21 protein-coding genes are annotated in these 17,819 nt (G+C 41.9%); 3 read left to right on the top strand and 18 right to left on the bottom strand.

What is annotated here, in order from left to right; translation table 11 throughout:
- Positions 1 to 403: 403 nt before the first annotated feature.
- From trmD to NML76_RS00855, 12 genes are all read right to left on the bottom strand, one after another.
- The gene (gene trmD / locus NML76_RS00910) at positions 404 to 1,120 is read right to left on the bottom strand and encodes a tRNA (guanosine(37)-N1)-methyltransferase TrmD (RefSeq protein WP_254732700.1); all 717 of its coding nucleotides are present in this window, start codon (positions 1,118 to 1,120) and stop codon (positions 404 to 406) included.
- The gene (gene rimM / locus NML76_RS00905) at positions 1,110 to 1,628 is read right to left on the bottom strand and encodes a ribosome maturation factor RimM (RefSeq protein WP_014713408.1); all 519 of its coding nucleotides are present in this window, start codon (positions 1,626 to 1,628) and stop codon (positions 1,110 to 1,112) included. The genes trmD and rimM overlap by 11 nt, the downstream gene beginning before the upstream one ends.
- 53 nt (positions 1,629 to 1,681) lie before the next feature.
- A complete protein-coding gene (locus tag NML76_RS00900; protein ID WP_254732464.1) occupies positions 1,682 to 2,014 on the bottom strand; it encodes a MazG nucleotide pyrophosphohydrolase domain-containing protein in 333 nt (110 codons plus the stop codon).
- Positions 2,015 to 2,057: 43 nt separating this feature from the next.
- Complete coding sequence (gene kphA / locus NML76_RS00895) at positions 2,058 to 2,297, bottom strand: RNA-binding protein KphA (protein WP_003001620.1); 240 nt, start codon at positions 2,295 to 2,297, stop codon at positions 2,058 to 2,060.
- 19 nt (positions 2,298 to 2,316) lie between these two features.
- On the bottom strand, positions 2,317 to 2,589 hold the full coding sequence (gene rpsP / locus NML76_RS00890) for a 30S ribosomal protein S16 (RefSeq protein WP_006596292.1): 273 nt from the start codon (positions 2,587 to 2,589) through the stop codon (positions 2,317 to 2,319).
- Positions 2,590 to 2,712: 123 nt separating this feature from the next.
- Positions 2,713 to 3,462: a hypothetical protein gene (locus NML76_RS00885; protein WP_254732463.1), complete on the bottom strand. Its 750-nt coding sequence runs from the start codon at positions 3,460 to 3,462 to the stop codon at positions 2,713 to 2,715.
- 50 nt (positions 3,463 to 3,512) lie between these two features.
- Positions 3,513 to 4,199, bottom strand: coding sequence for a YjjG family noncanonical pyrimidine nucleotidase (locus NML76_RS00880; protein WP_254732462.1), 687 nt, complete (start codon positions 4,197 to 4,199; stop codon positions 3,513 to 3,515).
- Positions 4,199 to 4,693, bottom strand: a complete 495-nt coding sequence (locus tag NML76_RS00875) for a YkgJ family cysteine cluster protein (protein ID WP_254732461.1) — start codon at positions 4,691 to 4,693, stop codon at positions 4,199 to 4,201. The genes NML76_RS00880 and NML76_RS00875 overlap by 1 nt, the downstream gene beginning before the upstream one ends.
- An 84-nt stretch (positions 4,694 to 4,777) precedes the next feature.
- Entirely contained in the window at positions 4,778 to 5,422 is a 645-nt protein-coding gene (locus tag NML76_RS00870; protein WP_254732460.1) for a hypothetical protein, read from the bottom strand.
- A gap of 113 nt (positions 5,423 to 5,535) precedes the next feature.
- Positions 5,536 to 6,180 (bottom strand): hypothetical protein, encoded by a 645-nt coding sequence (locus tag NML76_RS00865; protein ID WP_254732459.1) that lies wholly within the window; start codon positions 6,178 to 6,180, stop codon positions 5,536 to 5,538.
- A gap of 306 nt (positions 6,181 to 6,486) precedes the next feature.
- A complete protein-coding gene (gene lepA / locus NML76_RS00860; protein WP_254732458.1) occupies positions 6,487 to 8,313 on the bottom strand; it encodes a translation elongation factor 4 in 1,827 nt (608 codons plus the stop codon).
- A gap of 66 nt (positions 8,314 to 8,379) precedes the next feature.
- Positions 8,380 to 8,817 carry a GNAT family N-acetyltransferase gene (locus tag NML76_RS00855; protein ID WP_223141841.1) on the bottom strand — a complete coding sequence of 146 codons (438 nt, stop codon included), beginning with the start codon at positions 8,815 to 8,817 and terminating at the stop codon, positions 8,380 to 8,382.
- A gap of 195 nt (positions 8,818 to 9,012) precedes the next feature.
- On the opposite strand from NML76_RS00855, the gene NML76_RS00850 reads away from it, so the two are divergent.
- The 3 genes from NML76_RS00850 to pepT are packed head-to-tail and all read left to right on the top strand — an operon-like array spanning position 9,013 to position 11,809.
- Positions 9,013 to 9,768 (top strand): XRE family transcriptional regulator, encoded by a 756-nt coding sequence (locus NML76_RS00850; RefSeq protein ID WP_024056088.1) that lies wholly within the window; start codon positions 9,013 to 9,015, stop codon positions 9,766 to 9,768.
- Positions 9,765 to 10,586 carry a Cof-type HAD-IIB family hydrolase gene (locus NML76_RS00845; RefSeq protein ID WP_254732457.1) on the top strand — a complete coding sequence of 274 codons (822 nt, stop codon included), beginning with the start codon at positions 9,765 to 9,767 and terminating at the stop codon, positions 10,584 to 10,586. Before NML76_RS00850 ends, NML76_RS00845 begins: the two co-directional genes overlap by 4 nt.
- A 2-nt stretch (positions 10,587 to 10,588) precedes the next feature.
- Positions 10,589 to 11,809 (top strand): peptidase T, encoded by a 1,221-nt coding sequence (gene pepT / locus NML76_RS00840; RefSeq protein ID WP_254732456.1) that lies wholly within the window; start codon positions 10,589 to 10,591, stop codon positions 11,807 to 11,809.
- 37 nt (positions 11,810 to 11,846) lie between these two features.
- Here the strand turns inward: pepT and NML76_RS00835 are convergent, their stop codons facing one another.
- The 6 genes from NML76_RS00835 to NML76_RS00810 all read right to left on the bottom strand — a co-directional run bounded on the left by NML76_RS00835 (position 11,847) and on the right by NML76_RS00810 (position 17,765).
- Positions 11,847 to 13,586 carry a carbamoyl-phosphate synthase large subunit gene (locus NML76_RS00835; RefSeq protein ID WP_254732455.1) on the bottom strand — a complete coding sequence of 580 codons (1,740 nt, stop codon included), beginning with the start codon at positions 13,584 to 13,586 and terminating at the stop codon, positions 11,847 to 11,849.
- Positions 13,583 to 14,674 carry a carbamoyl phosphate synthase small subunit gene (locus tag NML76_RS00830; RefSeq protein ID WP_254732454.1) on the bottom strand — a complete coding sequence of 364 codons (1,092 nt, stop codon included), beginning with the start codon at positions 14,672 to 14,674 and terminating at the stop codon, positions 13,583 to 13,585. The genes NML76_RS00835 and NML76_RS00830 overlap by 4 nt, the downstream gene beginning before the upstream one ends.
- Positions 14,675 to 14,799: 125 nt before the next feature.
- Positions 14,800 to 15,723 carry an aspartate carbamoyltransferase catalytic subunit gene (locus tag NML76_RS00825; protein ID WP_003007497.1) on the bottom strand — a complete coding sequence of 308 codons (924 nt, stop codon included), beginning with the start codon at positions 15,721 to 15,723 and terminating at the stop codon, positions 14,800 to 14,802.
- A gap of 46 nt (positions 15,724 to 15,769) precedes the next feature.
- Positions 15,770 to 16,288 (bottom strand): bifunctional pyr operon transcriptional regulator/uracil phosphoribosyltransferase PyrR, encoded by a 519-nt coding sequence (gene pyrR, locus NML76_RS00820; protein ID WP_003001719.1) that lies wholly within the window; start codon positions 16,286 to 16,288, stop codon positions 15,770 to 15,772.
- Positions 16,289 to 16,547: 259 nt separating this feature from the next.
- On the bottom strand, positions 16,548 to 17,186 hold the full coding sequence (locus tag NML76_RS00815; protein ID WP_049493071.1) for a Pr6Pr family membrane protein: 639 nt from the start codon (positions 17,184 to 17,186) through the stop codon (positions 16,548 to 16,550).
- Between the two features lie 243 nt (positions 17,187 to 17,429).
- Positions 17,430 to 17,765, bottom strand: a complete 336-nt coding sequence (locus NML76_RS00810; protein ID WP_003016288.1) for a zinc ribbon domain-containing protein YjdM — start codon at positions 17,763 to 17,765, stop codon at positions 17,430 to 17,432.
- Between the last annotated feature and the right edge of the window lie 54 nt (positions 17,766 to 17,819).

Below are 17,819 nucleotides of genomic sequence, written 5' to 3'. Positions count from 1 at the left end.
AAAACTGAATCATTTTCTTGAAGTTTCTCTTCCCCTTAGCATACCACATTTTGTTACCAATAACTAGTAGGTTTAAAAAGTTTTTTTCATAAAATTTTGAGGCAAAAGAAAAACAGCTAAGGCTGTTATAGAATGTAGACAAACTATTTTAAAGTAAAATAAGTTAAATGATTCTGTAAAAAAATTAAAATGAGTTCCAATTTTAATATCGATTCAGAGGAATACCGAAACTTTCCGCTGTGAGAAAAGTGCCTGAAACAATAACGTTTCAGGCACTCGGAATTATTGAGACCTTAGGCTCAATAATTAGTCATGGAACTTCGTAGAAGTTCGCTGACGTCCGTACACACCTAAGGAAAGTTTTTAATATGACTTTGTCTTCAATCTGAAACAGCTGACGCTATTAGTCTTCTTGTTTAATTTGTTCCAACATCTTCATTTCTTCTGCTGTCAATTCGTAGTTGTCTAGCAAGTCTGGCCGACGTTCTAAGGTCTTTTTCAAACTCTGATAGAGGCGCCACTGACGGATATTTTCATGATGACCACTCATGAGAACATCAGGAACTGTCATTCCTCTGTATTCATAAGGCCGTGTGTATTGAGGATATTCCAGAAGACCAGAGGAGAAACTGTCATCCTGGTGACTGGACTCTTTTCCGATCACTTCTGGAATCAAGCGAACTGTCGCATCAATCATGGTCATGGCAGCAAGTTCCCCACCCGTCAGGACATAATCCCCCAGTGAAATCTCATCCGTTACCAAGGTCTTGATCCGCTCATCGTAGCCCTCATAGTGACCGCAGATAAAGATCAATTCATCTTCTTGAGCTAATTCTTCTGCATAACTTTGATCAAAGGTCCGACCAGCAGGATCCAGTAAGATCACGCGCGGGTTCTTTTTCTCAATCGCATCAAAGGCGTCGAAAATCGGCTGAGCACGTAAAAGCATCCCTTGCCCCCCACCATAGGGTTCATCGTCCACATGCCGCGCCTTCTCCGCGTTTTCACGAAAATTATGGTAGTTGATCTCGAGGAGTCCCTTTTCACGCGCCTTTCCGACAATCGAATGCTCCAAAGGTGAAAACATCTCTGGAAAGAGAGTTAAAATATCAATCTTCATCATCTAACCCTTCTAAGATGTCTACATCCACCCGATTTCCTGGAATATCGATATTGAGCACTACTGGTGGGATATAAGGCAAAAGAAGGTCTCGTTTGCCTTTACGTTTCACCACCCAGACATCATTGGCACCTGGTTGCAGGATCTCCTTGATCTGACCGATCAGTTGGTCATTTTCGTATACATCAAGGCCGATGATCTCATGGTAATAAAACTCGCCATCCTCCAAATCCGTCAAGTCTTCTTCTGCAACCTTGAGGCTAAAACCCTTGAACTTTTCGATAGCATTGATATGGTACATATCCTTAAACTTGATGATATCAAAGTTCTTGTGCTTGCGGTGACTAGCAATTGTCACCGTTTGGACAAAACGATCCTTTTCATCAAAGAGAGCCAACTCTGCTCCTTTTTTAAAGCGCTCTTCCGCAAAGTCTGTCACAGACAAGACCCGCATCTCTCCTTGTAAGCCTTGGGTATTGACAATTTTCCCAACATTAAAGTAATTCATGATTTCTCCAGTGTAGTTTATTCACTCTATTTTATCACGTTCAAGGGATTTTCTCAAATACTCTTTTCTGCTAGAAACTGCTCCAAATCCTTCTCGTGCTGGTATTTGACAGCTGCTGTTTTATCCTTTTCAAAGATGGTTTTAGTGAGATCGATGTCATTGATAGCTGCGATAGCGACCGTATAGTGAATGATATCAACCAGTTCTTTGGCCAATTCCTCATTTGAGTCCTGAACCCCTTCTTTTCGTCCAGAACGACCATTTAAGACCTCGGCAACTTCCCCAACCTCTTCGACGAGCTTGATAAACAGACCTTCTTCCGTACGACTGTCTTTGTAATGTTCTTTTAAATAGGCTTGTAATTGCCGAATGGTCACTTCTTTCATAGCTTCTCCTTGTAACAAAAAAAACGGGACAGAGTCCCGCCTTTTATTTTTCGTCAATAACGATTCTTACTTTTTTATCTTCAGTTGGGACAGAGTAGACAATCGTTCTTATCGCAGAAATGGTGCGACCTTTTCGACCGATTACACGACCAACATCGCTAGGATCAAGGTCAAGATGGTACTCCAAAAATTCAGGAGTATCTTCGATCTTGATGGTTAAGGCATCCGGTTGCGAAATCAAGGGTTTCACAATTGCAATAATAAGATTTTCAATCGTATCCATACATCAACCTACTTTTTGATTATTTTGAGAATTTAGAATCGTGGAATTTCTTCAATACACCTTCTTTTGAAAGGATGTTGCGAACTGTATCTGAAGGTTGAGCTCCATCAGCCAACCATGCAAGAACGCGGTCTTCTTTCAAAGTTACTTGGTTTTCTTCAACAAGTGGATTGTAAGTTCCAACTGTTTCGATGAAACGTCCATCACGTGGTGAACGTGAATCTGCTACGTTGATACGGTAGTAAGGTTTTTTCTTAGAACCCATACGAGTCAAACGAATTTTAACTGCCATTTTTATAAGTCTCTTTTCTATATTTTAATTTTCGGTGAAATAGACAAGCTATTTAGCACATGATCTATTATAACACATTTTATAGACCTGTCAAGAAAAAAACTTGACACTATTAAAAATTTTTTAATCGATCTCAAAGTAATAAGATTCTTCATTTTTGAAATCCGATTCAATCACATAGTTCCCAGGAGGAAGACCGGATACATCCAAGTGCTTCCCTTCAAATTCTTTGGAGAGGGAAGTCACTGTAATGGTAAAGGAAAAACCCTTAATTTGGCGGTAGGTAGCATAATCCAAGTTCAGAATCCCTCGGAGATCTGTCTCTCCAGCTTTTTCAGCAGCCAGTAAGTCTTTTTCCAGTTGGGCTTCGAAGTCTGGATTTTGAATTGGTAACTGGAGACGAACCTCGCTTACCTCGAGGCGTTGAAGACGGAAGCGCTCTTTTATCTCTTGTTTTAATTGTTGAAATCCTTGAGATTCCGTAAAGCCTCTTTCAAAAAACGGGGCTACTAACCAACTGTTGTAATGTTGAGCCAGTTCTTCAGCCGTGTCATAATTTCTCCCAATTTCTTCTTTGGATAGGAGGCTTGCATAAGGAAAATCAAACTGAACCGTCTTACCCTCAACTCTTTCTTGATAGCTATAAGCATATTTGGTCGACATCCCATGGAGTTCAGCTGCTTTAAAATGTAGGTCTCCTTTAAATCCCGCTTCCTGATATAAGCCAGAAATTTGCTCTTGGATTTCTTTTTCTTCTTGATTAGTAAAATAAAAGAGAAAACCAATCAAGAGAGCGAACCCTGTGAAAAAAACAAGAACCAGATAGAAAAACCATTTCTTGATGTTGAATGCTATTTGTTTAAATATATTCATTTATCCATAATAACAAAAAACTAGCCCGAGAGCTAGTTTGAAAGAACTCTTTACTTAAGGATAGCCAGTAGTTCTTGATAGTCAGCAACAACATAAGTTGGAACGGCTGGACTGGTATTTTCTTTATGATCCGGATTATACCAGACAGTATCAATCCCCGCAGCATTGCCTCCAGCGATGTCCGCCGTCAAAGAATCTCCAATCATGAGAGCTTGTTCTTTGGCAAATCCTGGGATCAAGTTACTGATCTTTTCGTAAAAAGCCACTTCCGGTTTTTGAGTTCCTAATTGTTCAGAGATGAAAATTTCTTTGAAATAAGGGGTGATGGCAGATTTCTTTAAACGCCCTTGCTGAATAGCGGTAACACCATTGGTAGCACCATAGAGCTGGTAACCCCTTTCTACTAGCTTGGCTAACATGTCTTCCGCTCCTGGGAAACTCTGTCCCTGTTGACTAATGTAGTCCTGGTAACGAAGAGCCATCTCTTCACCATCTACCTCTCTACCAAAATGGGCAAATGCGATCGCAAATCGGCTGTTAATCAAGTCTTTCTTGCTAATTTTCTTTTGCTCCAAATCTTTCCAGAGGCCTTGGTTCATGGGTTTGTAGTAATCCTTAAAGGCTTGAATATCTTGAACCCCCTGATCTTGGAGGAATTGCGTTAAGGCCACTTCCTCCGCTGTATCAAAGTCCAACAAGGTGTGGTCTATGTCAAATAGTAAAAATGAATATGTCATTACAAACGATCCTTCAATTTTTCTAAAAATAAATAAGCTGCTGGGCAAGTCAGCGTATTCTTGATGGTCAGATGGTTGATCTGGTAGATCTTCTTGCGATCTGTATGAGGAAATTCCCGACAGGCTTTCGGACGAACATCGTAGATCGAACAGAGATTATCACCACCCAAGAAAGGACATGGCATGGATTTAAAAACCTTATCTCCATCTTCATCCACTTGAAGAAATTCCGCATCAAACGCGGGAAGCTTCATTTTGAAATACTTGGCGATGCGCGTGATATCTGCTTCCTTAAAATCGGGTCCTAGTGTCTTACAGCAATTGGCGCAGGCGGTACAATCAATTTCTTGAAAGACTTCATCGTGAATTTCTTGCGCTATTTTATCTAAATTCTTAGGTGGCTTCTTTTTCAGATTCGCCAATACCTTACGATGCTCCTTTTGCTTTTGGAGCGCTAACTGATGGTATTTTTCTAAGTCAATTTCCTGTGTCATCCTCTATTTCCTCTTCTAAACAATAGAAAGATTATACCACAAAGACTATGAAAAAAGATAGATCCAGCGATCTATCTCACTTGATTAATCCGTTACAGCACCTGTTCCGTCTAAGCTCCAAGTGTCTTCGACATAAGATGTAAATTGAGTTATTGTTTTCTCAAATCCTTCAACAACAATCAAATAAACCTTATCATCTTTTTGGAATACCCAACCAGCAACCTGCAGGCCTGACTTGAGAAAAATATGTATTTTAAGCGACTCATTTCCTCCAACGGTCGTTGTAGATTTTATCATTTTCTCAACAAGTTTAGGGTCATTCCACCTAGTCTCAAATCTTTGGGCCATCATCTCGGCATTAAATTTCACTCCTTCGGGGACATTTGCTTTTTCTCTAGTGGCAGCATTTAAAACAATAATATTGAAGGCGTTTTTATCTGTATACTGAATATTATCTCCGACTTGGATACTATCATTCTTTTTCCAGTCACTCGGGATATTGAGGTAACCATAATCTGCTGAACCGATTCGTTTAGTTTTCACATCCTCCTTATCACTATCCGATATTTCTTTCTCTACCTTGCTACTTGATATTGTAGTCTCTTTCACCACATAAGTGGAACTAGTATCCAATGATGATTTTTTAGACACTTTCTTCGGACTAGTACAAGCAGAAAGACTTACAACAGACAAAAACGTAACAGACGCGAGTAAGAACTTATTTTTCATATTCTCTCCTCAATGATGAATTTTCTTTCCTCTAGTCTACCATGATTTTTTAGGATTTGAAAGTGCGATTTCTATAGTATAAAGAGACTAGAAATGATTCTAGCCTCACTTCATCAATCCGTTACGGCACCTGTTCCATCCAGACTCCAGGTATCTTCGATATACGGGATAAAGGTTTTCAAGGTTTCTGCATCTCCTTCAAAAGAAATGGTGTAAACCTTTTCATCCTTTTGGAAGATCCAAGTAATCAGGTATTGACCGGATTTCATCACAATTTGAAGCTGGTAGGCATCCAGACCTGCGACTTTTGTTCGAGCTCCCGTCATCTTGCCAACATCCTTATTATCTTGCCACATAACGGCTAGTTTCTTGGCTAAAAATTCAGCATTAAACTCCATATCAGCGGGAACTTTGGCTTTTTCTTTGGTAAAACTGTTCAGGGTAACAATATTATAACCACTCCCATCAGTATATTGGACAGCCTCAACCCCACTAAGGTCCGTAAATTTGATCCATTTACTTGGAATATTGATGTATCCATAATCTGCATTTCCAATCCGCTTGGTTTCTTGATTGGTAGTACTTTTCTTTGTAGAAGCAGTATCCTTTGACGAAGAATGACTTGTTTTCTTTTCGACTTTGCTGCTACTTTCTTTTGTAGAAGAAGCAGCTGTATCCTTTTTAGTGGTGTGACTACAAGCCATTAGTGTGCAGACAGAAAGAACCGTAAGGGATGCGACTAGTAATTTGTGTTTCATGCTCAACCTCCTTGAGAACGTTTCTTTCCTCTAGTCTATCATGAATCCGGGTATTTTAAAATAGGATACGTGTCACATCTGATCGAACCTTTCAAATTCAGTTCATTTCTTTTAAACCTAAAACAAAAGGCTGGGACAAAAGTCCTAGCCTCTCATTTGTCTTTGGATTGTCGAGCAAGACGCAGTGGTTGAGTGGGCTCTACTACGCTGATTTCATCAGCTTATACAGCCCTACTCAACTGTGCGGAGGTGGGACACGAAATCGAATTCTAACGAGTTACCGATTTCTGTCCCACTCTCTAATTGTTATTCTTCATCCATTGACAATACGGATAAGAAGGCTTCCTGTGGTACTTCTACGGATCCAATGGCCTTCATCCGTTTCTTACCAGCTTTTTGTTTTTCAAGAAGCTTGCGTTTCCGTGAGACGTCCCCACCATAACACTTGGCCAAGACGTTCTTACGAAGGGCCTTGATATCTGTACGGGCCACGATCTTATGACCGATCGCCGCTTGGATAGGCACTTCAAACTGTTGACGAGGGATAATCTTCTTGAGTTTCTCAACGATCAACTTACCACGTTCATAGGCAAAATCCTTGTGAACGATAAAGCTGAGGGCATCGACAGTATCGCCATTGAGAAGGATATCCATTTTAACTAATTTAGAAGGACGGTATTCAGACAACTCATAGTCAAAGCTCGCATAGCCACGAGTAGAGGATTTCAATTTATCAAAGAAATCAAAGACAATTTCCGCCAGTGGGATTTGATAGATAACATTCACCCGATTTTCATCGATGTAATCCATGGTCACAAAATCCCCACGTTTCCGTTGGGCTAATTCCATAACCGCCCCGACAAACTCTTGTGGCACCATGATTTGGGCTTTTACATACGGTTCTTCGATCGAAGCGATCTTGGTTGGATCTGGGAACTCAGATGGGTTAGACACATCTAGTGCTTCGCCATCTGTTAAATTGACCTTGTAGATAACAGACGGTGCTGTCATGATCAAGTCAATGTTGAACTCGCGCTCCAAGCGCTCCTGGATAACGTCCATATGAAGGAGACCCAAGAAACCACAACGGAAACCAAAACCAAGGGCTTGAGAAGTTTCTGGTTCAAATTGAAGACTGGCGTCATTCAATTGCAATTTTTCCAAAGCTTCCCGAAGATCATTGTATTTGTTAGATTCGATTGGGTAAAGACCGGCAAAGACCATTGGGTTCATTTGCTTGTATCCATGTAGGGGCTCACTTGCCGGATTAGTCGCTTGAGTCACCGTATCCCCGACACGGGTATCCGCAACAGTCTTGATAGAGGCCGCTATATAGCCAACGTCTCCAGTCGCAAGGAAATCGCGTCCAACTGCTTTAGGAGTAAAAATCCCAACCTCGGTGACATCAAAGGTCTTGCCATTGCTCATGAGCTGGATCTTATCGCCTGGTTTAACAATTCCATTGACCACACGGACCTGAAGAATTACCCCACGATAGGCATCATAAACAGAGTCAAAGATCAAGGCTTGAAGAGGGGCTTCAACATCCCCAGTCGGTGCTGGAACTTTCCAAACGATCTGCTCCAAAATCTCTTCAATCCCAATACCAGCTTTGGCAGAGGCTAGGACAGCTTCACTAGCATCCAAGCCGATGACATCTTCTACTTCTGTGCGCACCCGTTCTGGATCTGCAGCTGGCAAGTCAATCTTGTTAATGACTGGAAGGATTTCCAAATCATTGTCCAGCGCTAAGTAGACATTGGCTAGGGTCTGAGCTTCAATCCCTTGAGCGGCATCCACTACGAGAATGGCCCCCTCACAGGCAGCGAGCGACCGCGAAACCTCATAGGTAAAGTCCACGTGTCCTGGTGTGTCAATCAAGTGGAAGATATAGGTTTCCCCATCTTTAGCCGTGTAGTTCAACTCGATGGCATTAAGCTTGATGGTAATCCCACGCTCCCGTTCCAGGTCCATGCTGTCCAAAAGTTGGGCTTGCATCTCCCGACTAGACACGGTTTCGGTTTTTTCTAAAATTCGATCGGCCAAGGTTGACTTTCCATGGTCAATATGGGCGATGATCGAGAAGTTCCGAATCTTCTCTTGTCGTTTTTTTAATTCTTCAAAATTTGGCATAATCATCTTCCTAGTAAATTTAATCGTACTCTTCATTATAACAAAAAAGATAGGCCTTTGCCTATCTTAATTCATTATTTTCAAAAATCGCTTCTGCGTTTTATTACCCTCATAGCCTATTCGTTCGTAAAAGAGATGGGCTTCTTTTCGATGAGAGGCAGAATTTAAACGGATAAAAGCATAATGCTTCCTTTTGGCAAGATCTTCTACTCGCTCCATCAATTGGCGACCAATCCCACGTCCTTGAGCAGATGGAAAAACCGCTAGACCCAAAACATTCAGACCGGCGTCACTATAGAGACTTTCATAAACTTCTGCTTCCACATAGCCAAGAATATGGCCTGTTTGGTCCTCTTCATAAACAAAGCAAAAATGATCCGAATCTGGCGAATTAAATTTATCAATCTGAGCTGCCACTTTCTCCAGGGTCGAATCATACCCCAATGCTTGGTGACATAAATCTCTAATTTGACCTGCATCTTTAACTTGAACAGTACGAATCATGCCTTCACCTCCATGAACCCTTTGGTATTATCTTAGATCTTTTTCCTCAAAAAGTAAAGGAATATCTGATAAAATTTAAAATGAAAATCCGATTTAGATCAAATTCATCTTTTTTCGCATTTCTCAGGGATTTCTATTTACTTTTTCGATTTAATTCATTATAATAGTAAGGGTAAATACAAGGAGGTGAGTACGTTGGCTAGAGGTCGTGGAAAAGCAAGCCCTCAAGACAAAGAGGCATTACGGATTATATCGGAAAAAATCAGAGAATTACTGAAAGAACAAGGAAAAAAACAGATCGAATTATCTCGTATTACTGGAATCCCTGCAAGTACCCTGACTGGATATGTAAAAGGAACTTCTCTTCCCGTTCCTGAAAATTTAGAGAAGATTGCAGCCTTTTTCCAGGTAGCAGTTGCTGAAATTGACCCTCGTTTGCGCAATGATTTTGTGGTCATTGATTCAGAGATCGAACGATTGTATAAAAAGCTCGATGAAGGAAATCAAGAAAATCTTCTTTCTTATGGAAAGAGTCTCTTGACCCATCAGAAAGAAAGACAGAAAATTGAAAAGCAATACCACTCTTATTCTGTCTATGATTCTTTTGCAGCTTACCAAAATCAGAAACAAGCTGATATCGTCTGGTTTGATCAAAAGATTCCTTACGATTTGGCTTTTTGGATTCATACGGATTCCCTCGAGCCTAAATACGTAAAAGGGGCCGTTGTGTTAATCAAGCAAACCTATTATGATCAGGCAGGGGCTATTTATGCCATTGATTTTGATGGGCAAACGTTGATCAAACGAGTATTTCGTGAGGCCAACGGTATTCGACTGGTTTCCCTCAATAAGAAATATAGTGATCAAATCATTCCACTAGATGAGGAACCTGGGGTGATTGGAAAAGTGATTGATGGCTTTGTTCCTCTTGATTTGGAGGAAATCAAATGATTAAATTAATTGCGATTGACTTGGACGGAACTCTTTTGCATGAGGATAAGACTCTCTCTAAAGGCAATATTGAAGCTCTCCACCGGGCCCATGAAGCCGGTTATGATATTGTGATCTGTACTGGGCGCCCTTTAGCGGGTGTACGTCCTATCTTTGAAGAGATTGGACTTCCTGATGGTAACTACTATATGATTATCAATAACGGGTGTACAACCTTGTCTACTCAGAATTGGGAAATCATTGGTAAGGAAGAATTAAGCCTTGAGGACATGCACCGGTTGCAAGTTTTGACGGAAGATACAGACGTCCAGCTAACCTTATTTGATATGGATCACTACCTAGTGGTTGCACCTGAAGCCAGTGAACTTGTCACGATGGATGCGGGTATTGTTAATAGTAAACCGACACCTGTCTCAGAAGAGGATCTGCCCAACCTTGTTCCTATTTTTCAAGCCATGTACGTAGGAGATCCTTCTGCTATTGATGACTTCCAAGCTCAGAACGAGGCTGCATTAGAGGCCGATTTTAACACTGTTCGTTCACAGGATATCTTATTTGAAATCTTGCCAAAAGGCGCGAGCAAGGCTTCTGCTCTTCAAGCATTAAGTCAAACATTAGGTTATAGGAGAGACCAGGTCATGGCTCTTGGAGATGCCAATAATGACCTTGAAATGCTACGTTTTGCTGGTTACAGCGTCGCTATGGGAAATGGCAATGCTGCTGTCAAGGAAATCGCAGACTTCATCACCCTGACCAATGATGAGGATGGCGTGGCCCATGCTATTCACAAATTAATTAAATCTGAAAAAGGAGAATGATCATGAAATACCAAAATTTGTTGGACCGTTTTATTACCTATGTAAAGGTTAACACACGTTCAGACGAAAATTCTACAACCACTCCAAGTACCCAATCACAAGTTGATTTTGCAACAAACATCTTGATCCCTGAAATGAAACGCGTGGGGCTTCAAAACGTCTACTATTTACCAAACGGCTATGCTATTGGGACACTTCCAGCTAATGATCCAAGCTTTACACGCAAGATTGGATTTATCTCTCACATGGATACCGCTGACTTCAATGCCGAAAATGTCAATCCACAAATCGTTGAGAATTATGATGGCGGTGTCATTACCCTTGGTGACTCTGGTTTCACACTCGACCCAGCTGATTTTGCTCATTTGAACAACTACAAGGGACAAACCTTGATCACGACGGATGGTACTACTCTTCTGGGTGCAGACGATAAGTCAGGTATCGCTGAAATCATGACAGCTATTGAATACCTGACAGCTCATCCTGAAATCAAACACGGAGAAATCCGTGTCGGCTTTGGTCCAGATGAAGAAATCGGAGTCGGGGCAGATCAATTTGATGCAGAGGATTTCGATGTAGACTTTGCTTATACTGTCGATGGTGGTCCTCTTGGAGAGCTTCAATACGAAACCTTCTCAGCAGCTGGGGCTGAAATTACCTTCAAAGGGCGCAATGTCCACCCAGGTACAGCCAAAGGTCAAATGATCAACGCTCTTCAATTAGCCATTGATTTCCATAACAAACTCCCTGAAGGAGCACGTCCAGAATTAACCGAAGGCTATGAAGGCTTCTACCACTTGATGAACATCGATGGAACTGTCGAAGAAGCAAGTGCCAGCTACATCATTCGGGACTTTGAAACTGAAAGCTTTGAGAAACGCAAAGACCTTATGAAATCTATTGCCGATCAGATGAATGCGGAGCTCGGTAGCGAACGCGTTCTCCTCACCCTCAAAGATCAGTATTACAACATGAAGCAAGTGATTGAAAAAGATATGACACCGATTACCCTTGCTAAGGAAGTCATGGAAGATCTTGGAATCACTCCAATCATTGAACCAATCCGTGGTGGTACAGATGGATCTAAAATTTCCTTTATGGGGATTCCAACACCAAATATCTTTGCCGGTGGCGAAAACATGCATGGTCGCTTTGAATACGTAAGTCTCCAAACCATGGAACGCGCAGTTGATACCATTATCGGTATTGTGACCAAAAAATAAGAAACAAAAAAGGATTCGGATAGTTTGTCCGGATCCTTTATTGTCTATTAGAAAGCTTGACAATATCTTTGACCTGATCAATTTTCTGAATCAGGTGAAGGCTTGTCTCATTGATCGGAAGATAGTAGACTTTATCTGCCAAAGATTCTGTAAAAGGACGATTCGTGAGTAAGATCACCTGTTGTCCTTTTTCTTTCAGCTCTTTCGTCTGCTTTCGCACCTTTTGGTAAAAATGCTCATCACGAATTTCTAGATCATCCACCAAGACACAAGCATCGTCCAAACCCAATGATTCATTGGTTCCATTCTGGGTCAGATAATAGGCTGCTCCCGCTTTGACCTCATATAAGCCAGCTGATGGCTCAACCGGAAGAAAGGCTGGGCTTGTTGCAACTTCTGCTACTTTTTCCATTGCTACAAGATTGGCTAGGACCTGCAAATAGACAGGTGCTAATTTACTCAAATCCAAGAGTTCCTCAAACTCAAAACCACGTTTCAAAGCTTCTAAGATATAGAAGAGCCGGTGGGGCATATGACGAGCAATTTTCTGGATTAATTCATCATCGCTCATTTCCTCAGGAAGGATGGTCAGCAAGTTCTTGTCTTTAATGGTTTCTAGGGCTTGTTGATAAGCCTCATCGATTCTCTTCCCAAATCCATAAACCGCCCCATAAGAGTGAATTTGGGTATTGAGGCGGGCATTTTTAGCAGCATCAGAAAAAATCGGAATCTTAAAGAAGATATAGTCCAAACTTGGTTCGTAAACGGCCTTTAAATCCTTTAACAAGGGATGAGGCAGATGCTCGAGAGAGCGTCCCAATTGTAACTGAACACCTTGCTCAAACAAGGAATAGCCCAAGCCCATTGAGGCCATCGAGATACTGTCTGAAGCAAATGGATTAACTTCTAGGATATAAAAAGCATAGCTCGTCGGATCCAAAGCAAACTTGATCGAAATGGCTCCTGTCAGCTTCAAATAGCGACTGATGTGGATCGCTGCTTCACGAAGATTTTGAAACTCCCGGTCAGTCAGGGTGACCGCTGGCATAAATTGATAAGAGTCACTAGAGTGGATCCCGACAGGATCAATGCTTTCAATAGAGGCCGCCAGGTAGTGATTGTCTTCGCGATCCCGCATGACCACAAAATCCAATTCCTTAAAGCCATAGGTCGAAAACTCTAGCAAACACTGCTGACTTGGAGAGACCGAAAGTCCTGTTTCTACTGCTTCGCACAAGTCATCCAGGTTATGAGCAATCTTTCGCCCCTGCCCTTGCTTACTCGCTACCGGCCAGATCATAATGGGAAATTGAATGCCTTCAGAAAACTCAATGGCTTCGCGAACCGAACCAACCAGTGCGGAAGCGGGTACCTGATAGCCCAACTCTTGAAAAAGACGTCGTTGATCCGCCTGCTGATAAAAGGTGCGGTAACGTTGAAGGCTCGGTCCCACAATTCTAATCGATGCCTCTTTGAAAAATCCAGTTTCTTCCAATCGAAATAAGAGATTTAAAATCTGTTTATCCGCAAAAGCTAAGAGCAAGCGAGATCGAGTATAAGAAAGAAGAATCGTCCTAAGAGCATCCAGCTTAAGCTTACTGACTACAACCTGTTTTCCAGCTTCTTGGGTGATAGTATTTTCTTCGCCCAGATAAAGGACCAGAGCATTCCCATCCTTGGCATTAAGTTTTTGTGCTTCCTTTACCGCAGCCAAGAGGCTAATATCCTGATAAGAATCTCCACATAGGAGAAGCAATTTCTGGTTTTCTTTCATCATTCCTTCTCCCTTCTACTTTCGTGAATTTTGGCATCAATCAATTCTAAAAATTCATCGTAAAAATAGAGATTTTCCCTTGGCCCTGGACTCGCATCCACTTGGAATTGAACCCCTAAAATCGGTTGGTAACGATGGCGAAAAGCTTCGATACTATGGTCATTGACGTTTTCATGCGTGACCAATAAATCATGGGGTAGGCTATCGCGTGCGATACTATACAAGTGATTTTGACTCGTTATCTCGATTTTCCCTGTCGCAATTTCACGGACGGGAATATTTAAACCGAAATGCCCAACTTCCATGGGAGCTAGCTCAGCCCCGTAAGCTTGAGCCAATACCTGTGCTCCCAAGCCCATACCCCAGATTGGAATCTGACCATTGAGCTTTTTGATCAAGCGGCAGAGTTTTTTCACCTGATGGGGATCGCCAGGCCCACTGGATAAAATAACGCCATCGGGCTGCTGTTCCATCAGTTCATCATAAGAGATATCATAGGGATAAACTGTCACATTACAGTCCCTTTGACTCAGCTGGCGTAAGACAGAGTGCTTGACCCCTAGATCAATCAAGGCAATACTCTTTCCAAAACCTGGTACAGCATAGGCCGTTTTTGTAGAAACTTGACGCACTTGGTCTTTGGGAAGGACCGTTGCTCGCAACTGATCCAAGATATGCTCGATCGAATCCCCCTTGTTAATGACAGTCGCCTTCATCCGTCCATACTTGCGGACAATTTTTGCCACCTGTTTCGTATCAATCCCTACAATACCAGGGATTTTTTTTCGCTTCAAGAATTCATCCAAGGTCATCTGCTGCCGCCAATTGCTCGGCATCTCCACTAGATGCTGAACGACTACTGCTAAACAAGTGGGCGTAATCGATTCAGAATCATCTCGATTGATCCCTGTTGCGCCAATAACTGGAAAGGTAAAGGAGAGGATCTGGCCACTAAAAGCCTGATCCGTGATCAATTCTTGATAGCCTGTCATGGCTGTCGTAAAGACCAATTCACCAGTCACATATAAGTCTGCACCAAAGGCTTCTCCTTCAAATACAGTCCCATCCTCTAGGACCAATAATCGTTTCATCGAACCCCTCCCTTCTTTTTACACTAATCCAATTTTATCATAGTTCCTCAAAAAAAGGAAAGTCAGATTCCATGTAGCTGTCTACTCTGTCCTCTTCCTTTCCTTTCAATGAATTGTCAGTTATCTTATTTTGCACCGCGACCTTTAAGAACGGCTTCAATGATGGCCATACGGACAAAGACACCGTTGGTCATTTGTTCTACGATGCGAGATTTAGGAGCTTCTACCAAGTGGTCCGCAATTTCAACGTCACGGTTGACTGGTGCTGGGTGCATCAAGATCGCTGTATCTTTCATACGGTCATAACGTTCTTGAGTCAAGCCATGAAGACGGTGGTAGTTTTCTTTAGAGAAGAGTGATTCGTAATCATGACGTTCGTGTTGCACACGCAAGAACATCATCACATCCACTTCTTCAATGACTTCATCGATAGTGACGAAGGTTCCATAGTCTTCAAATTCCGCACTTCTCCATTCGTCTGGACCTGCAAAGTAGAGGGTTGCTCCCAAACGTTTCAAGATTTGCATATTTGATTTAGCCACACGTGAGTGATCCAAGTCCCCAGCGATACAAACTTTCAAGCCATCAAAGTGACCGAATTCTTGGTAGATGGTCATCAAATCAAGCAAGCTTTGGCTTGGGTGTTGACCTGAACCGTCCCCACCATTGACGATAGAAGCTGTAATCGTTGGGCTTTCAACCAATTCTTTGTAGTAGTCCACTTCAGGGTGACGGATGACACAGACATCTACACCAAGAGCTGACATGGTCAAGATGGTATCGTAAAGTGTTTCCCCTTTGTTCACAGAGCTTGTCTTCACATCAAAGTCAAGGAGATCACATCCCAATTTCAACTCTGCCACTTCAAAGGCTTTGTGGGTACGAGTTGAAGGTTCAAAGAAAAGGTTTGAGATGATGTGTTGGTCTTCGTAGGATGCTTTAGCTCCGTTTTTGAACTCAATCCCACGTTTGATCAATGCCATTACTTCTTCATTGGTAAGAGTTTCCATTGAGACAAGGTTTTTAAGAGCGATTTGATTTTCAGACATGTTGATTCTCCTTTTATAATGTGAATGCAAATAGTTTACAATTTGTTTAAGCTTCTTTGATGAGGACGCGGTCTTGGCCGTCTAGCTCCACCATCTCGACAATGATTTCCTCTGACTTACTGGTCGGGATATTTTTCCCAACAAAGTCCGGACGAATCGGCAACTCCCTATGCCCACGGTCGACTAGAACCGCCAGACTCACCCGAGCAGGACGACCGTGACTGACCAGATTGTCAATGGCGGCGCGTATCGTGCGACCTGTATAGAGGACATCATCGATCAAGATGACTTCTCTATGAGCGATATCAACTGGTAACACCGTTGTATCTTCTGTCGCCTTCATGTCATCTCGGAAAGGCTTGGTATCTAGTTCTGCTACAGGGACATCGATTTGTTCCAGCTGAGAGAGGCGTTCTTGGATACGGCGAGCGATGTATACACCACGCGTCTTGATCCCCACCAGCACAATCTGGCTTAAATCTTTGTTTCGTTCAATGATTTCGTAGGTGATGCGGGTAATGGCCCGCTTCATCGTCAAATCATCAACGACTTCTTTGGTTTTCATTCAGTCCTCCTTAGATGTAAAAGAAAAACCTCCTTTTTCAAGGAGGTTCAGCAAATGAATGGTCTAAGAGGATAGAGTCTCGCCCTATGGTCCTAGCCATTGTTTTTCACAGTCTCCTTGCCTGCCTCACGGGACAGGATTAAAGGATTTATTTAATTGAGATAACTATATCACAGTTTCAAACGACATGCAAGAAAAAACTCAACATTTTTCAAAAAAATTTAAAAACAAGACTTTTCGTCCGAATAAAGTTCGGCTTTTACTCAGAAATAGCCGATTTTCGCTTGATATTTTTGATCCCATAGAGCACATAGCCAGCTAAAAGGTAGGCGATAAAGATGATCACCACCCATTTGCCCACAAAGGCCCAGCCGTATTTATTGACATTGATAAAGAAATAGGCAAAGGGACTATCTTTTGCTCCTGGAATCGGCCACTTCAAGACCAATCCATTGAGAAGGGCAAAGAGCATGTAAGCCAGGGGAATCGAGGTCCAAAAGAAGGGATCGAGCTTTCGGTATTGCTTGGCTTTATCAATCACTAGGGTATCAAAGAAGAACATCAAAGGAACTATGTAATGACAGAGGAAATTTTCCAAACGATAAAACTTCTCAGGAGTCGCCAGAGGCGCCAACATAAAGTGGTAGATGACACAGGTGATCATAATGGACATGGTAACGGCGCCTTTCATACGAAGGTAGTCCTGAGTCTGCGTTGAACGACCTCGAACCATGCGCCAAACCATGTCTCCCATAAAGAACATGACCAACATGTTAGATAAAATGGTGTAATAGAGCATCATGCCAAAGCCACCATGCTTGGTCAGTTGCAGATAAACGCCGATTACACTTAAGATAAACAATAGAAAACGATAGCTAAATAATAGTTTGAATTTCATAGTATTCTCCTGAAAGAAAAGGGCTAGGCCCTTCAGATTAATCAGGAACTTTCCTTAAGTGAAGACGGACGTCAGCGAACTTCTTCGAAGTTCCATGACTTAGTTTTGAACCCAAAGTTTCAAAACTCCCGAGTACTTGAAACAATATTGTTTCAAGTACTTTCCTCACAGCGGAAAGTTCCTTATAAACTTAAACAACTCTATTAATTTGTATACTTTATATAGAACTATTTCTTCTTTTCTTTAGATCTTCTTCACAAATTCTGATTTGAGTTTCATTGCACCAAAGCCATCAATCTTACAATCGATGTTGTGGTCTCCTTCCACGATACGGATGTTTTTCACGCGCGTTCCTTGTTTCAAATCCTTTGGTGCACCCTTCACTTTTAAATCTTTGATCAGAGTCACCGTATCGCCATCAGCCAATTTGTTTCCGTTGGCATCAATCGCTACGACACCCTCTTCTTCTTCGACCTCAGCTGGGTTCCATTCATACGCACACTCTGGGCATACCAAGAGCGCTCCATCTTCATAGACGTATTCAGAGTTACATTTTGGACAGTTTGGTAAGTTATTCATTTTTATCTCCTTATTCAAATTAACTTTCATAGTATACCATGAAAGCGAAAATTT

It is taken from the genome of Streptococcus sp. CF8_Ac1-9 (assembly GCF_024295565.1).
In the GTDB taxonomy this organism is placed as follows: domain Bacteria; phylum Bacillota; class Bacilli; order Lactobacillales; family Streptococcaceae; genus Streptococcus; species Streptococcus parasanguinis_X.
Note: the sequence above shows the minus strand (reverse complement) of the source record. Positions and strands in the feature narration are given on the sequence as shown.

Excerpts from the sequence above, each read along its gene's own strand:
- trmD (WP_254732700.1), bottom strand. The coding sequence starts at position 1,120 with ATGAAGATTGATATTTTAACTCTCTTTCCAGAGATGTTTTCACCTTTG.
- rimM (WP_014713408.1), bottom strand. The coding sequence starts at position 1,628 with ATGAATTACTTTAATGTTGGGAAAATTGTCAATACCCAAGGCTTACAA.
- NML76_RS00900 (WP_254732464.1), bottom strand. The coding sequence starts at position 2,014 with ATGAAAGAAGTGACCATTCGGCAATTACAAGCCTATTTAAAAGAACAT.
- kphA (WP_003001620.1), bottom strand. The coding sequence starts at position 2,297 with ATGGATACGATTGAAAATCTTATTATTGCAATTGTGAAACCCTTGATT.
- rpsP (WP_006596292.1), bottom strand. The coding sequence starts at position 2,589 with ATGGCAGTTAAAATTCGTTTGACTCGTATGGGTTCTAAGAAAAAACCT.
- NML76_RS00885 (WP_254732463.1), bottom strand. The coding sequence starts at position 3,462 with ATGAATATATTTAAACAAATAGCATTCAACATCAAGAAATGGTTTTTC.
- NML76_RS00880 (WP_254732462.1), bottom strand. The coding sequence starts at position 4,199 with ATGACATATTCATTTTTACTATTTGACATAGACCACACCTTGTTGGAC.
- NML76_RS00875 (WP_254732461.1), bottom strand. The coding sequence starts at position 4,693 with ATGACACAGGAAATTGACTTAGAAAAATACCATCAGTTAGCGCTCCAA.
- NML76_RS00870 (WP_254732460.1), bottom strand. The coding sequence starts at position 5,422 with ATGAAAAATAAGTTCTTACTCGCGTCTGTTACGTTTTTGTCTGTTGTA.
- NML76_RS00865 (WP_254732459.1), bottom strand. The coding sequence starts at position 6,180 with ATGAAACACAAATTACTAGTCGCATCCCTTACGGTTCTTTCTGTCTGC.
- lepA (WP_254732458.1), bottom strand. The coding sequence starts at position 8,313 with ATGCCAAATTTTGAAGAATTAAAAAAACGACAAGAGAAGATTCGGAAC.
- NML76_RS00855 (WP_223141841.1), bottom strand. The coding sequence starts at position 8,817 with ATGATTCGTACTGTTCAAGTTAAAGATGCAGGTCAAATTAGAGATTTA.
- NML76_RS00845 (WP_254732457.1), top strand. The coding sequence starts at position 9,765 with ATGATTAAATTAATTGCGATTGACTTGGACGGAACTCTTTTGCATGAG.
- pepT (WP_254732456.1), top strand. The coding sequence starts at position 10,589 with ATGAAATACCAAAATTTGTTGGACCGTTTTATTACCTATGTAAAGGTT.
- NML76_RS00835 (WP_254732455.1), bottom strand. The coding sequence starts at position 13,586 with ATGATGAAAGAAAACCAGAAATTGCTTCTCCTATGTGGAGATTCTTAT.
- NML76_RS00830 (WP_254732454.1), bottom strand. The coding sequence starts at position 14,674 with ATGAAACGATTATTGGTCCTAGAGGATGGGACTGTATTTGAAGGAGAA.
- NML76_RS00825 (WP_003007497.1), bottom strand. The coding sequence starts at position 15,723 with ATGTCTGAAAATCAAATCGCTCTTAAAAACCTTGTCTCAATGGAAACT.
- pyrR (WP_003001719.1), bottom strand. The coding sequence starts at position 16,288 with ATGAAAACCAAAGAAGTCGTTGATGATTTGACGATGAAGCGGGCCATT.
- NML76_RS00815 (WP_049493071.1), bottom strand. The coding sequence starts at position 17,186 with ATGAAATTCAAACTATTATTTAGCTATCGTTTTCTATTGTTTATCTTA.
- NML76_RS00810 (WP_003016288.1), bottom strand. The coding sequence starts at position 17,765 with ATGAATAACTTACCAAACTGTCCAAAATGTAACTCTGAATACGTCTAT.